The sequence below is a fragment of the Chelativorans sp. YIM 93263 genome, assembly GCF_028767125.1.
Taxonomy (GTDB): Bacteria; Pseudomonadota; Alphaproteobacteria; order Rhizobiales; family Rhizobiaceae; genus Chelativorans.
The window spans coordinates 231,457-245,470 of the sequence record NZ_JAKCWP010000001.1 but is presented as its reverse complement, the minus strand read 5'-3'; the positions used below and the strand labels follow the sequence as shown (position 1 = coordinate 245,470).

The 14,014-nt window shown below is 62.5% G+C and carries 13 protein-coding genes; 10 read left to right on the top strand and 3 right to left on the bottom strand.

What is annotated here, in order from left to right; genetic code table 11:
- The first annotated feature begins 36 nt into the window (after positions 1 to 36).
- Complete coding sequence (locus tag LY631_RS01180; protein ID WP_274423277.1) at positions 37 to 918, top strand: LysR family transcriptional regulator; 882 nt, start codon at positions 37 to 39, stop codon at positions 916 to 918.
- A gap of 66 nt (positions 919 to 984) precedes the next feature.
- Here the strand turns inward: LY631_RS01180 and LY631_RS01175 are convergent, their stop codons facing one another.
- Both LY631_RS01175 and LY631_RS01170 read right to left on the bottom strand, forming a co-directional pair.
- Complete coding sequence (locus LY631_RS01175) at positions 985 to 2,628, bottom strand: acyl-CoA synthetase (RefSeq protein ID WP_274423276.1); 1,644 nt, start codon at positions 2,626 to 2,628, stop codon at positions 985 to 987.
- Positions 2,629 to 2,686: 58 nt separating this feature from the next.
- A complete protein-coding gene (locus LY631_RS01170) occupies positions 2,687 to 3,451 on the bottom strand; it encodes a sulfite exporter TauE/SafE family protein (RefSeq protein WP_274423275.1) in 765 nt (254 codons plus the stop codon).
- Between the two features lie 159 nt (positions 3,452 to 3,610).
- On the opposite strand from LY631_RS01170, the gene LY631_RS01165 reads away from it, so the two are divergent.
- The 6 genes from LY631_RS01165 to LY631_RS01140 all read left to right on the top strand — a co-directional run bounded on the left by LY631_RS01165 (position 3,611) and on the right by LY631_RS01140 (position 8,951).
- The gene (locus tag LY631_RS01165; protein WP_274423274.1) at positions 3,611 to 4,276 is read left to right on the top strand and encodes a thiamine phosphate synthase; all 666 of its coding nucleotides are present in this window, start codon (positions 3,611 to 3,613) and stop codon (positions 4,274 to 4,276) included.
- Positions 4,273 to 5,265 (top strand): tetratricopeptide repeat protein, encoded by a 993-nt coding sequence (locus tag LY631_RS01160; protein ID WP_274423273.1) that lies wholly within the window; start codon positions 4,273 to 4,275, stop codon positions 5,263 to 5,265. The genes LY631_RS01165 and LY631_RS01160 overlap by 4 nt, the downstream gene beginning before the upstream one ends.
- 95 nt (positions 5,266 to 5,360) lie before the next feature.
- Positions 5,361 to 5,924: an elongation factor P gene (gene efp, locus LY631_RS01155; RefSeq protein ID WP_274423272.1), complete on the top strand. Its 564-nt coding sequence runs from the start codon at positions 5,361 to 5,363 to the stop codon at positions 5,922 to 5,924.
- Between the two features lie 43 nt (positions 5,925 to 5,967).
- Complete coding sequence (locus LY631_RS01150; protein ID WP_274423271.1) at positions 5,968 to 6,774, top strand: inositol monophosphatase family protein; 807 nt, start codon at positions 5,968 to 5,970, stop codon at positions 6,772 to 6,774.
- Between the two features lie 132 nt (positions 6,775 to 6,906).
- The gene (locus LY631_RS01145) at positions 6,907 to 7,920 is read left to right on the top strand and encodes a MotA/TolQ/ExbB proton channel family protein (RefSeq protein WP_274423270.1); all 1,014 of its coding nucleotides are present in this window, start codon (positions 6,907 to 6,909) and stop codon (positions 7,918 to 7,920) included.
- Positions 7,920 to 8,951: a peptidoglycan -binding protein gene (locus LY631_RS01140; RefSeq protein WP_274423269.1), complete on the top strand. Its 1,032-nt coding sequence runs from the start codon at positions 7,920 to 7,922 to the stop codon at positions 8,949 to 8,951. The genes LY631_RS01145 and LY631_RS01140 overlap by 1 nt, the downstream gene beginning before the upstream one ends.
- Before the next feature lie 34 nt (positions 8,952 to 8,985).
- On the opposite strand, the gene LY631_RS01135 is transcribed toward LY631_RS01140, so the two are convergent.
- Positions 8,986 to 10,791, bottom strand: coding sequence for an ABC transporter transmembrane domain-containing protein (locus LY631_RS01135; protein ID WP_274423268.1), 1,806 nt, complete (start codon positions 10,789 to 10,791; stop codon positions 8,986 to 8,988).
- Between the two features lie 187 nt (positions 10,792 to 10,978).
- Here LY631_RS01135 and rpmE point away from each other — a divergent pair, with 187 nt between their 5' ends.
- The 3 genes from rpmE (at position 10,979) to leuC (ending at position 13,526) form a co-directional block, all read left to right on the top strand.
- On the top strand, positions 10,979 to 11,200 hold the full coding sequence (rpmE, locus tag LY631_RS01130) for a 50S ribosomal protein L31 (protein ID WP_274423266.1): 222 nt from the start codon (positions 10,979 to 10,981) through the stop codon (positions 11,198 to 11,200).
- Positions 11,201 to 11,364: 164 nt separating this feature from the next.
- Positions 11,365 to 11,865, top strand: coding sequence for an MgtC/SapB family protein (locus LY631_RS01125; protein ID WP_274423265.1), 501 nt, complete (start codon positions 11,365 to 11,367; stop codon positions 11,863 to 11,865).
- 251 nt (positions 11,866 to 12,116) lie between these two features.
- Positions 12,117 to 13,526, top strand: a complete 1,410-nt coding sequence (leuC, locus tag LY631_RS01120; protein WP_274423264.1) for a 3-isopropylmalate dehydratase large subunit — start codon at positions 12,117 to 12,119, stop codon at positions 13,524 to 13,526.
- Positions 13,527 to 14,014: the final 488 nt, after the last annotated feature.

Below are 14,014 nucleotides of genomic sequence, written 5' to 3'. Positions count from 1 at the left end.
TAAAAATGGCCGTGCATAGATGCGCAAGGGGCGAACATGAACTGGGACGACGTGCGCATTTTCCTGGCCGTGGCGCGGGCGGGCCAGATCCTTGGCGCCGCGCGACGGCTTGGCCTCAACCATGCCACCGTTTCCCGCCGCGTCGCGGCGCTGGAGGAGGCCGTCGGCGCGAAGCTTTTCCGCCGGCAGCCCACCGGAAGCGAGTTGACGCCGGCTGGTGAGCGCCTGCTCAATTCCGCCGAGCGGATGGAAGCGGACATGATTTCGGTGCGTGCGGAAGTCGGCGGTGAGGGGGAAAAGATCTCCGGGACCGTGCGCATCGGTGCGCCGGACGGGTTTGGCGTTTCCTTCCTGGCGCCGAGGCTCGGTGCGCTTACGGTCCGCTATCCGGAGCTCTCCATCCAGCTCGTGCCCGTTCCGCGCTCCTTTTCGCTTTCCAAGCGCGAGGCCGATATAGCCATCACCGTCGACCGGCCCACGGAAGGGCGGTTGATCGCGGCCAAACTGATCGATTACTCGCTGGCGCTTTACGCGTCTCGTGCATATGCGGCGGAACACGGCCTGCCGCAAAGTGCGGAGGAACTGAGCAAGCACCGGCTGGTGGGCTATGTGCCTGACCTCGTCATCAGCCCGACACTGGATTACGCGGCTGAAATCTCAGACACGTGGAGCGCGTCCTTCGCCGTCTCTTCGGCCATGGGACAGGTGGAAGCCGTGCGGTCCGGTGCCGGCATTGGCATACTGCACAGCTTCATCGCACATCGCCACGAAGACCTGGTGCGCATCCCTTTCGCGGAACCGATCCGCCGTAATTACTGGCTGGTCTATCACGAATCCATGCGCCCCACCCGCCGCATACAGGCTGTCGGCGCCTTTATCGGCGAGATCGTCGAACAGGAGCGCAGGCTGTTCGTCTAGAGGCTGCTGTAAACCGGTATCAAGACGCTCAGCGCCCCTCCTCACATCGAAAACGTATCTCTTTGGCTATCGCGTGCTCGCCTGTTCACGCAGCCGAAATTTCTGGATCTTACCGGTCGAAGTCTTCGGAATTTCAGCAAAGACAATCTCCCGCGGACACTTGAAAGCAGCCAGAAGCGCGCGGCAATGCGCGATGATCTCCTCTGCATCCGCCGCGGCGCCCGGTTTGAGCTCGACAAAAGCGACGGGCGTTTCTCCCCATTTCTCATGCGGCTTAGCGACCACTCCGCAGGCCGCGATGGCCGGGTGCTTATAGAGCGCGTCTTCCACCTCGATGGAGGATATGTTCTCGCCGCCGGAGATGATGATATCCTTGGAGCGGTCCTTGAGCTGGATGTAGCCGTCCGGATGAAGAACGCCGAGATCGCCGGAGTGGAACCAGCCGCCGGCGAAAGCCTTCTCCGTGGCGTCCTTGTTTTTCAGATAGCCCTTCATGACGATATTGCCGCGGAACATTACCTCGCCCAACGTCTCGCCGTCGGCGGGTACAGGCTCCATCGTTTCCGGGTCGAGCACGGTGAGGTCTTCGAGGACGGCATAGCGTACGCCCTGCCGCGCCTTGCGCGTCGCCTGGGCGGGACCGTCGAGTTCGTCCCATTCCTGCTTCCACTCGTTGACGACCGCCGGTCCGTAGGTCTCGGTCAATCCGTAGAGATGAGTGACCGCGAAGCCCGCCTCCGCCATCGCCGAAAGCACCGACTCCGGCGGCGGGGCGGCGGCGGTGTTGAACGTCACGGTCTGCGGAAAATCGCGCTTTTCGCTTTCCGATGCGTTGAGCAGCGCCGACATGACGACCGGCGCGCCGCACAGATGCGTCACGCCGTGATCGGCAATGGCGTCATACATGGATTTGGCCCGCACCCAGCGCAGGCAGACGTGCGTTCCCGCCTGAAGGGCGAGCGTCCAGGGGAAGCACCATCCATTGCAGTGGAACATCGGCAGCGTCCACAGATAGACGGGATGCCGGCCCATGCCCGCGTGAACGGTGTTGGAATAGGCCATCAGCGTCGCCCCGCGATGGTGGTAGACGACGCCCTTGGGATTGCCGGTCGTGCCCGAGGTGTAGTTGAGCGCGATCGCATCCCATTCGTCGTCCGGCATCCGCCAGGCAAATTCCGGATCGCCTGAGGCGACGAATTCCTCGTAATCGACCGTGCCGATGCGCTCGCCCTTCGGATAGGGCGCATCTTCGGGATATTCGGGATCATCGAAATCGATGACCAACGGCTTTGCCTCGGCTCGCGCCAGTGCTTCCTTCATCACGCCGGAAAACTCCCGATCGACAATGACGACCTTGCTTTCGGCATGGTCAAGCTGGAAAGCCACCGTCGCCGCATCGAGCCTGGTGTTGATGGAATGCAGCACAGCGCCTGTCATGGGCACCCCGTGATGCGCTTCGAGCATGGGCGGCGTGTTGGAAAGCATGGCCGTTACGGTGTCGCCCTGTTCGATGCCGTGGCGCGCGAGCGCCGAAGCGAGCTTAACGGAGCGCTGCCAGAATGTGCGGTAATTCTGGCGCAGAGAGCCGTGGATGATGGCAGTCTGATCGGGAAACACCTTCGCCGCACGCTCCAGCAGCGCAAGCGGTGTCAGCGGCTGATGGTTCGCGGCATTCCTGCCAAGATCCTGCTCGTAAGGATTATTCGTCATCTGCACCTCCCGGAGTTCCCGCACATTCTTAACCACAAGGACGGCGCGTCCTCCAGTCCTACAGTCCGCCTAAGCCGTCGTGGATCAGCTTGAGTGATATGAAAAAGATCATGATGTACATCATCGGATAGAATATATCGGCCCGCATACGGCGTACCACCCAGGCCCCGGCCAGCGTGGCAAGCGGCGCCAGCGGAACGAGAATGAGCGAGGCGGTAAGGTTGGTCGCGTCGAACTGGCCCAGCGCAAAATACGGAACCAGTTTCACCGTGTTGACCACGGCGAAGAAAATAACGCTCGTCCCAACAAAGAGCTTCGGATCGTGCCGGAGCGGCAATGCATAGACCTGGTAGGGCGGTCCGCCGGCATGGGCCACGAAGCTCGTGAAGCCGGAAATCGAACCCCAGAATGTACCCTTCAGCCAATTGTGTTCCGCCACGCGTTCGTCGCGGCGTACTTTGTCTAGGAGCCACCGCAGAAAGAAGAGCAGGGTAATGACGCCGACGATGAGCCGTACATGCGCTTCCGTCACGAAGGCGGCGGTGAGCCAGCCCACCAGGATGCCGATCATCGCGCCGGGCAGCATGACGGCAAGCAGGCGCCGATCGAAAATTCCCCACCAAGCCCAGAGCGAAACGATATCCATGACGATCAGAATCGGTAAAAGTATAGCTGCCGCCTGGACGGGCGGAACCACGAGCGCCATCAGCGGAACGCCGACCAGCGCCATCGCACCACCGAGACCGCCCTTTGCCAGACCGATGAGGATGACGGCGGGGATGGCGGCCAAGTAGAAGGTGGGATCGTAAAGAATTGGTGTCATACTGGCGGTAGTGGCTTTTGCGCGTGGCATAAACCTGTTGTCTGTATTTGACGAGGGGGCAGGGAATGATTTCTTGCTTGTGGCCCGGCAACGGCTTCTCTATGCCCGATTGAGACCAAAATACGCACGCAAGTAAGCCCGGAACGAATGGCAGAGCGAATGAGCGAACAGACCGCACCCCCGAACCGCTGCCGAATCGTGCTGATCGCGCCGGAGCCCGGCGCGGATGATGCAGCACGTCTCGAAGCTGCCCTTTCCGGTGGCGATGTCGCTTCGCTCATCATCCCCGCTTACGAAGAGGACGAGGATGCCTTTCAGATGCGGGCCGCACGACTGACGCCAATTGCGCAGAACCAGGGTGTCGCGGTTGTCCTAGCCGGTGAGCCGCGCATTGCCGCGCGTGTTCAGGCTGACGGCATTCATTTCGAGGGCCGGAAATCGGAGCTGGCAGAAATCATCGCCAAGCATCATTCCCGCATGATGGTCGGCTGCGGCGGCGCGAAGAGCCGGGATCACGCGCTTGAACTCGGAGAAACACAGCCCGACTACATCTTCTTCGGCCGTTTCGGCTATGATTCGAAAGCGGAGCCGCACCCGCGGAATCTGGCGCTCGCTGGCTGGTGGTCGGAGATGATCGAGGTTCCGTGCATTGTCCTGGCCGGTGCCGACGTTAATTCGGTTTCCGCCGTGGCCGAGACCGACGCGGAATTCGTCGCGCTCGGACGCGCCGTTTTCGCGCCCGATATCGATCCCGCCCAGGCAATCGCAACGGCCAATGAACTGCTTGACCGGCATGCGCCTGCTCTCGACGCTGTGATCAAATGAAACGATTTCTCGTCATCCTCCTTCCCCTCGTGTTTTTCGCCGGCTCTCCGCTCGCCTGGGGGCAGGGGGAGACCGACGAGAAGGCGAGCCGCCCGGGATCAGAGGATTCTCAAGCCGGTGAGAGCGTTGGCGAAACGGACAACCAGAGTCCCGTCGATCCCGCGCGCTTCGGCAAAACACTGGACAAGGCCTTCGGTGCCTATCAGCGCGGGCACTATCTCACCGCACTCGAACATGCCCGACCGCGCGCGGAGGCGGGCGACCCCGCCGCACAGGCATTGATCGCGGAAATCTATGCCCGCGGCCTTGGCGTGCCGCGCAGCGCCGAGAAGGCCGCCGAATGGTACGCCAAGGCGGCGGAACAAGGCGTGCCGGAAGCTCAGATGCAATATGCCCTGATTCTGGCCGACGGTGAGCTGGTCGAACGAGATCGGGACAAAGCTTTCTCCCTGATGCGCAGCGCAGCACGGGCTGGCGAGACAATGGCTCAGTTCAACTTGGCGCAGATGCTGCTGGAAAGCGGCGCGGAAGACGAAGCCGTGGAATGGTACGAACGGGCCGCCGAGGCCGGCCTGGCGGACGCACAATACTCCCTGGCGCAGATCAGTGTGCATGGCGCCGGCAACAGAAAGCCCGACGAGGCGGAGGCGCGGCGCTGGCTTTTGCGCGCCGCGCGCCAGAACTACGACACGGCCCAGCTCGATCTTGGCACCTGGCTGGTCGAGGGGCGCGGCGGCGATGCGGATCCGGAGCAAGGTTTCGCTTGGCTGAAACGCGCGGCCGAGGGCGGGAACGTCGCCGCGCAGAACCGTCTCGCCAAACTCTATCGCGCAGGCATCGGCACGGAGCCCGACGCGATCCTCGCCGCCGCCTGGTATATGCTGGCCCGCCGCGCCGGGCTCGAGGATTTCCTCATGGAGGATTTTCTGCATGGGCTGACGGAAGAACAGCTCGAACAAGCAGCCACACGCGCCGACAGTTTGCGCTGAAAATCCGCTCCCGCCCACGCCCCATCTTGCCTATCCGCCCGAATTATGGTCTTGGGGGCGCGGTCACGCTGCGCAGAATTCAGGACAGATCGGTAATGAAAATCAACGGCAACGAAATCCGCCCCGGGAACGTTATCGAGCACAATGGCGGCCTTTGGGTCGCGGTCAAGACAAATCACGTGAAGCCCGGCAAGGGCGGCGCCTACAACCAGGTCGAACTCAAGAACCTGATCGACAGCACCAAGCTCAATGAGCGCTTCCGCGCCGCCGAGACCGTGGAAAAGGTGCGCCTGGAGCAGAAGGAGTTTACCTATCTGTACGAACAGGGCGAAGCGCTGGTTTTCATGGACGCCGAAACCTACGAGCAGCTTGAGCTGCAAAAGGATTTCGTGGGCGATCGTGCCGCCTTCCTGCAGGACGGCATGACGGTGACAGTGGAACTTTACGAGGAAAAGCCCATTGGCATCTCCCTGCCCGACCAGGTGACGCTCGTAGTCGTCGAGGCCGATCCGGTCGTTAAAGGGCAGACCGCGACCGCCTCGTATAAGCCTGCAGTGATGGAAAACGGGGTGCGCGTCATGGTGCCGCCCTTTGTGACCTCCGGCGAGAAAATCGTGGTCGATACAAGCGAAATCACCTATGTGCGCCGGGCCGACTGACGACGGTACCTGAAAAACAGACAACCACCGAGGAAGCCCACTCATGCCGCGTTCGGCGATCATCAACGTCATGGTGCAGTCGGCCATGAAGGCCGGCCGTTCGCTCGCGCGCGACTTCGGCGAGGTGCAGAACCTGCAGGTCTCGCTCAAGGGGCCGGGAGACTATGTCAGCCAGGCCGATCGCCGGGCGGAGGAAATTCTGTACACCGAACTTTCGCGCGCCCGTCCGGGATATTCCTTCCTGATGGAGGAGCGGGGCGTTGTCGATGGCGTTGACGCGCAGCACCGCTGGCTGGTCGACCCGCTGGATGGCACGACGAATTTCCTGCATGGCATTCCCCTTTTCTCTATTTCGATCGCGCTCGAGAGGCAGGGGCAATTGGTCGCCGGCCTCATCTACAATCCGATCATGGATGAGCTTTATACGGCTGAACGCGGCGGCGGCGCCTTTCTGAACGACCGGCGCATGCGGGTAGCGGCCCGCAGACAGCTTTCCGATGCGGTGATGGGCACCGGCATTCCCCATCTCGGCCGCGGCCACCACGGAAAGGCCCTGATGGACCTGCGCAAGGTTATGGGAGAGGTCGCCGGTATCCGCCGCCTGGGATCGGTGGCGCTCGATCTTGCTTACGTGGCGGCGGGCCGCATGGACGGGTTCTGGGAGGAAGCGCTAGCGCCCTGGGATCTTGCAGCAGGCATTCTTATGGTGCGCGAGGCCGGCGGTTTCATTACCGATATGTCGGGCAGCCAGAACATGCTCGAGAAAGGTTCCGTTGTCGCCGGGAACGAGGTTATCCATCGCGCCCTGCTCAAGACATTGCAGAGCCCGGTTCCCGAGCAGCGCGGCTGATGCTGGAAAAGCGGGGCGCCCAATGGATCCGGCGCGAAAGCAGATGCCGCGCCACACTTCCACTTTCAATTTCGTCACAATTCCGTTTAGAGTCTCGGCGACTTTCGGGCTGAAACGAAATTTGAGGAACAGATGGCCTTGCTGAAATCGCTGGGGACGAACGGGACTTCGGACGAGGGCTATGATCCGCGCAGTCTCTCAAGCCCCCATGTCTTTTTATATTCCATGCTGGTCTTCCTCGCCATTTCCGGGTTTGTCGCGGCTATTCTCTATCGTCAGATTTCGGCCGCTTTTCAAAGCAATCCCGGTCTGAACGGCCTTATTATCGGCGTTCTGGCAATCGGGATTCTGCTTGCGTTTGCGCAGGTCGTCCGGCTTTTTCGGGAGGTGCGCTGGGTCAACTCCTTTCTCGCGGGAACGGAAGCGACACACCCGGTATTGCTCGCCCCGATGAAAGCGCTTCTGAGCCGGTCCTCCGCCATGGCGCTCTCTACGAGCTCCATGCGTTCGATCCTCGACTCTATCGCGACCCGTCTGGATGAAAGCCGCGACATATCGCGCTATCTCATCGGCCTGCTTGTCTTCCTGGGCCTGCTCGGCACCTTCTGGGGCCTCTTGCAGACCATCGGCTCCATCGGCGATACGATCCAGTCCCTCGACCCCGGCACAGGGGATGCGAATGACATCCTCGATACGCTGAAAGCCGGGCTTACGGCTCCGCTGGCCGGCATGGGAACGGCCTTCTCCTCTTCCCTTTTCGGCCTGTCGGGATCGCTCATCCTCGGTTTCCTCGATCTGCAGGCCGGGCGCGCGCAGAATCGCTTCTATACGGAGCTGGAAAACTGGCTTTCCACTGTCACCGATCTCGGTTCGGAGATGGCGGAAGTGGACAAGAGCGGTGGCTCTCAGGAATTGCGCGAACTCTCCGAGAAGCTGCAAACCATGCAGGAGTCGGGGCAAAGCAATCCACGCACCGCCGCCGCAATGGCCTCTCTCGCCGACGGGATTTCCGGGCTGGTGAAGAACATGCGTCAGGAGCAGCAGATGATGCGCGACTGGGTGGAATCCCAGGCCAGCGATCAGAAGGAATTGCGCGAGACGCTGGAGAAGATCGCTGAATCACTGAAGAAGCGGGAAAATAGCTGATGGCGCTGGCACGCGCTCGCCGCAGAGAAAGGACTGTCGACTATTGGCCGGGCTTCGTCGATGCCATGGCGACGCTTTTGCTCGCCATCATGTTTCTGTTGTCCGTTTTCGTGCTGGCGCAGTTTCTCCTCAGCCAGGAAATCACGGGCAAAGATGCGGTTCTGGACCGTTTGAACGCCCAGGTAAACGAGTTGACCCAGCTCCTGGCGCTCGAGCGGGCCAATTCACAGGATGCAGAGGACGCTTTGGCAAGTCTCCGCGCCTCGCTGGCCGAGGCCGAGGCCGAGCAGTCGCGTCTTCAACAACTGCTGGAAGATGACAGCGGACAAAGCGCCGCGGCGAGCGCGCAGATCGATTCTCTGACCGAGCGGCTCGAAGAGGAACGGCAGAGCAGCCAGCGCGCGGAGTCTCAGGTGGAACTTCTGAGCCAGCAGATTGCCGCGCTGCGCCAGCAGATCGGGGCTCTGGAAGCCGCTCTCGACGCCTCCGAAGCGCGTGATCATGAGGCGAGGGCGAAGATAGCGGATCTTGGCCGGCGCCTGAATGTCGCCCTGGCGCAGCGCGTCCAGGAGCTGAACCGTTACCGCTCGGATTTCTTTGGCCGCCTGCGGGAGATCCTTTCGGATCGGGAGAACATCCGCATTGTGGGCGACCGCTTCGTCTTCCAGTCGGAAGTGCTGTTCCCCTCCGGCTCGACGGTGATCAACCCCTCGGGCCAAGAGGAGATGCAAAAACTGGCGGATGCCATTCTCGATCTGCAGGATGAAATTCCGCCGGAGATCAATTGGGTGCTGCGGGTCGATGGGCATACGGATGACGTGCCGCTGTCCGGCACGGGCCGCTACCGCAACAACTGGGAGCTCTCCACAGCCCGTGCGACCGCTGTGGTCAGCTATCTTATCGACCAGGGTGTACCGGCCAACCGGTTGGCCGCGGCCGGCTTCGGCGAGCATCAGCCGCTTGATCCTTCCGACACGCCGGAAGCGCGCGCCCAGAATCGACGAATCGAGCTGAAATTGACTGAGCGGTAGCACGGTACGCACCGCCTAGGGCCACCGGTCGTCCCTACTCGGCTGCACCTTTGAACACATCCGCCCCCGCTTCGAATTGAAGGCTGGCGAGGCGCGCATAAACACCACCGCGTGCAACCAGGGCGGCGTGCGTTCCCTCTTCGACGATCCGGCCGGCCTCCATCACCAGAATGCGGTCGGCCTTGAGAATCGTCGCAAGACGATGGGCAATGACGAGCGTTGTCCGCCCCTCCATCAAACGCTCCAGCGCGGTCTGCACCAAGGTCTCACTTTCGGCATCGAGCGCCGAGGTTGCCTCGTCGAGAAGAAGCACCGGCGCATCACGCAGAATGGCGCGTGCAATGGCAATCCTCTGGCGCTGTCCGCCCGATAGCGTAACCCCACGTTCTCCAAGCGGAGTGTCGTAGCCGTCCGCAAGGTCGGAAATGAACTCATGAGCGAGCGCTGAACGTGCCGCCTCCTCGACCTCGTCGCGCGTGGCTTCCGGCCGGCCATAGGCGATGTTCTCCGCAGCGCTGGCGGCGAAGATCGTGACATCCTGCGGCACGATGGCAATACGGCTGCGCACGGCCTGGGGGGCGGCCTGCCGGATATCTACGCCGTCCATGGCCACTTGGCCTCGGGCGGGGTCGTAGTAGCGCAGAAGCAGCGAGAAGACCGTGCTCTTGCCTGCCCCGGACGGGCCGACGATGGCCACTGTCTCACCGGGAGCCACATCGAAGGAGAGATCGTGAAGCGCTGCCTGGTCCGGCCGCACGGGGTAGGAGAAGCCGACTTTCCGGAACGAGACCGCGCCTGAGGCCGGAACGGGCAGGGCGGCAGGTTTCTCGGGCGCGGCGATTGTCGGCTCCTCGGCCAGAAGCTCGCTCATCCGCTCCGCCGCGCCTGCCGCCTGGGCAAGTTCGCCCCAGACTTCCGAAAGCGCGCCAAGCGCACCGGCCGCCAGCACCGCGTAAAGCAGGAACTGCCCCAGCGTACCGGCGGTCATGGAGCCGGCCAGTACATCGTGGGAGCCGACCCACAGCACCGCGACCACCGAGGTGAAGGTCGTGAAAATGGCAAAGAAGGTCAGGAGCGAGCGCGCGAAAACCGATTTGCGCGCGGCCTGAAACGCACTTTCCACCGCTCCTGAGAAGCGCCGCGACACGCCCTCTTCGCTGGTGAACGCCTGGAGCAGGCGAACCGCGCCGATTTGCTCACCCGCGAAGGCCGTGGCCTCTGCCAGCGTATCCTGCGCAAGGCGCGCCCGCCGGCGCACCGATCGCCCGAAAGCGACGAGGGGAAGGACAATAACCGGAATGGCTGCGACAACGAGCGTCGAAAGGCGCGGGCTCGTCACAACCATCATGGCCACCGCACCCACGCCCATGATGATGTTGCGCAATGCGACCGAAACCGTGGCGCCCACGGCCGCCTTGATCTGCGTGGCGTCGGCCGTCAGGCGCGAAACGATCTCACCCGATTGCGCCCTGTCGAAGAAAGCGGGGGAAAGGCGCGTCACATGAGCGAAGACATCGCGCCTAAGGTCGGCGACGACCCGTTCGCCCAGCGTCACGACAAAATAGTACCGGCAGGCCGAAGCCACCGCCAGCACCGCGGCGACGGCGATCAGCATGGAGAAATAGTTGGCGATGAATGCGCTGTCGGCCTCCGAGAAGCCATGGTCGATCATGCGCCGCACGGCAAGCGGCAGTGTCAGTGTCGCCAGCGCGGCAAGAAGCAGCGACAGGGCAGCGCCGAACGCTGTCTTGCGGTAGCGCCCCACATAGGGCAAAAGCTTGCGAAGCGGCTTCAGCGAACGCCGTGCCTTCTCATCCGGCGCCGTGCGTCTATCTGCCATGGCCTCGTCCATCCGGTACTCCGAAATTCCCGTTCCATCGGCCTTGTATCACCTGGAAGCCTGATGTATAGGCACGCGAACCTTAAGCCGTAGCCGCCATAGGCGATGGCTGCAAGATTTCGGTATGGGCGACATTGCCGCAGCGGATATTGGCCGCGCCCGGAACAGAGAAAATCAGGACAGACCGATGAAAGCCGATATTCATCCCGACTACCACACGATCAAGGTCGTCATGACCGACGGCACCGAATACGAGACACGTTCGACCTGGGGGCAGGAAGGCGACACCTTGCACCTGGACATCGATCCCACCACGCACCCCGCCTGGACCGGCGGATCGCAGACGCTGCTGGATCGCGGTGGTCGCGTCTCCCGCTTCAAGAAGCGCTACGAGGGACTGGGCATCTAAGCCTTTCCCCTCCCGATGCGGCAGCCTGCTCGCGGGCTGCCTGCAAGGCAAGGACCGCTCTCGCGGTCCTTTTTCGCGCTGGCTTGAAGCGTGCAAATGGCTGTGCGGAGCTCGATGTGCCGAGTCTGCGGAACCGCAGCGCCTGACTTGTCGTTTCGAACGGCATGGAAGCACTTTTTCATGAATTTACGCCCGAGACCGCGCTGCCCTGGCAGGTAATCGCGGTCCGTCTGGTATTCTCGATCCTGTTCGGCGGCATCCTGGGGTTCGAGCGTGAGCTCGCCGAGCGGCCGGCCGGGCTGAGAACGCACATGCTCGTCTGTCTCGCCTCGGCCACCTTCGCCATTGTCGCGGTCGAGATTGTCTCGATGCGCGCGTTCTCCGATGACCGTGTTCAGGCAGACCCGGTCCGCCTCGTCGAGGCGATCACATCAGGCGTGGCATTCCTGGCGGCCGGTTTCATCATCTTCAAGCGCGGCCATGTGCGTGGGCTGACGACCGGCGCCGGCATGTGGCTCGCGGCCGCGTCGGGCCTTGCAGCCGGCCTCGGGCTTTGGCTTATAGCCGCCATGTCTTGCCTCTTGGGAACGATCGTGCTGGCCGTCCTTCGCCGGGTCGAGTACCAGTTTGAGCTCAAGCAACCCGGGGCACGGGATGTGGAGTGACGGTTTTCGCCAAACCGATGGTCTTGACCGCCTCCAGTAGAATGGCTGCGACCGCATAGCAATTGCCGCCGACGGAAAACACTGGTATGACCGGGGTATGGAAAGATCGCAGCAGAAAAATTTTGTGCTTCAGGATGTGAAGCGCCTGCCGGGCCGCTTTTTTGCGCGCATCTCCGGTGCTCTCCTGTGCCGACTTTCCTAGCGGACAAGACCCGTAATCAACCTATTCTTTTCCGCTATCGAGGATCACCATGACAAAACCCCGCACGCTTTACGACAAGGTTTTCGACGACCATCTGGTCGACCAGCAGGAAGACGGCACCAGCCTGATCTATATTGACCGGCATCTGGTGCATGAGGTGACGAGCCCGCAGGCCTTCGAGGGTTTACGTATGGCCTCCCGCATGGTGCGCCATCCGGAGAAAACCCTCGCCGTGGTCGATCACAACGTGCCGACCTCGCCGGACCGTAAATTCGGCATCAAGAACGAGGAAAGCCGCATTCAAGTCGAGGCGCTGGCGAAGAATGCCGCCGAATTCGACATCGAGTACTATAACGAGTCCGATAGCCGGCAGGGCATCGTCCACATTGTCGGCCCCGAGCAGGGCTTCACCCTGCCTGGCATGACGATCGTCTGCGGCGACAGTCACACCTCCACCCACGGTGCCTTTGGCGCGCTGGCGCACGGCATCGGCACCTCCGAGGTCGAGCATGTGCTGGCCACACAGACGCTGATCCAGCGCAAAGCCAAGAACATGCTGGTGCAGGTGGACGGCAAGCTGCCGGAAGGCGTCACCGCGAAGGACATCATCCTCGCCATCATCGGCGAGATCGGCACGGCTGGCGGCACAGGCCACGTCATCGAATATGCGGGCGAGGCGATCCGCGCACTTTCCATGGAAGGCCGCATGACGGTCTGCAACATGTCCATCGAGGGCGGCGCACGTGCTGGCATGATCGCGCCGGACGAAACGACCTTCGAGTACATCAAGGATCGTCCGCGCGCACCCAAGGGCAAGGCCTGGGATATGGCCCGCGCCTATTGGGAGACGCTGCGCTCGGACGAGGGCGCCCATTTCGACCGTGTCGTGAAGCTCGACGCGGCCAACCTGCCGCCCATCGTCACCTGGGGCTCCTCGCCCGAGGATGTCGTTTCGGTCACGGGAACAGTCCCCGATCCCGCTGAGATTGCGGATGAGAACAAGCGTAAATCGAAGCAACGTGCGCTGGAGTATATGGGGCTGACGCCGGGCACGAAGATAATCGATATCCCGCTCGACCGCGTGTTCATCGGCTCGTGCACCAATGGCCGGATCGAGGATCTTCGTGCGGTGGCAAAGGTGGCGCAGGGCCGGAAGGTGCATGAGAACGTCAACGCCATGATCGTGCCGGGCTCGGGCCTCGTGAAGGCGCAAGCTGAGGCCGAGGGGCTGGACAAGGTGCTCATCGAGGCCGGCTTTGAGTGGCGCGAACCGGGATGCTCCATGTGTCTGGCCATGAACGAGGACCGACTGAAGCCGCAGGAGCGCTGCGCCTCGACCTCGAACCGAAACTTCGAGGGACGCCAGGGCTTCAAGGGCCGCACGCATCTGGTCTCGCCCGCCATGGCGGCTGCGGCGGCAATCGCCGGCCATTTCGTCGATATTCGCGAGTGGGAGTAGCTGCGGATATTTGCATTTCGCCCTTCGCGGGTCCTGCTGCGCTCCGCGCGTCAGGATGAAAGCGGGCAGCCCTCGGCTGCGACGGTCCCGGCCTCTGGCGTACCCCCTCCGCCTCACGGCGCTCGGCACCTCCCCCGTCGAGGGGAGGTGGGGGCGTATCATCACCCCCGCTCGTGCCTGTCTTCATCGCACCCTCCGAGGCTCCGCACCTCAGCATGAGGTGAAGGCATACCTATTCGTTCCCGCGCGGTGGTCCGCCGGGGCTTGTCAAAGATCGGGAAACGGGGCGCGTGGTCCGTGCCTCTCTATTAATTTAAGTGGCGCGTTCCACGCGCCCCGTCGGCCGCTGTCCCGCGGTTGGCCGGTCACTCGGGCCTCCCCTCCTTCCCGGCTGCACCCAATTAGGGGGTGGTCTTGGCCGGGCCGAAGAAGAAGCCCTAGCGGCTTCTCCGCGGCTGCCCGACACCGTCTCTCACCCGGTGCCCGGT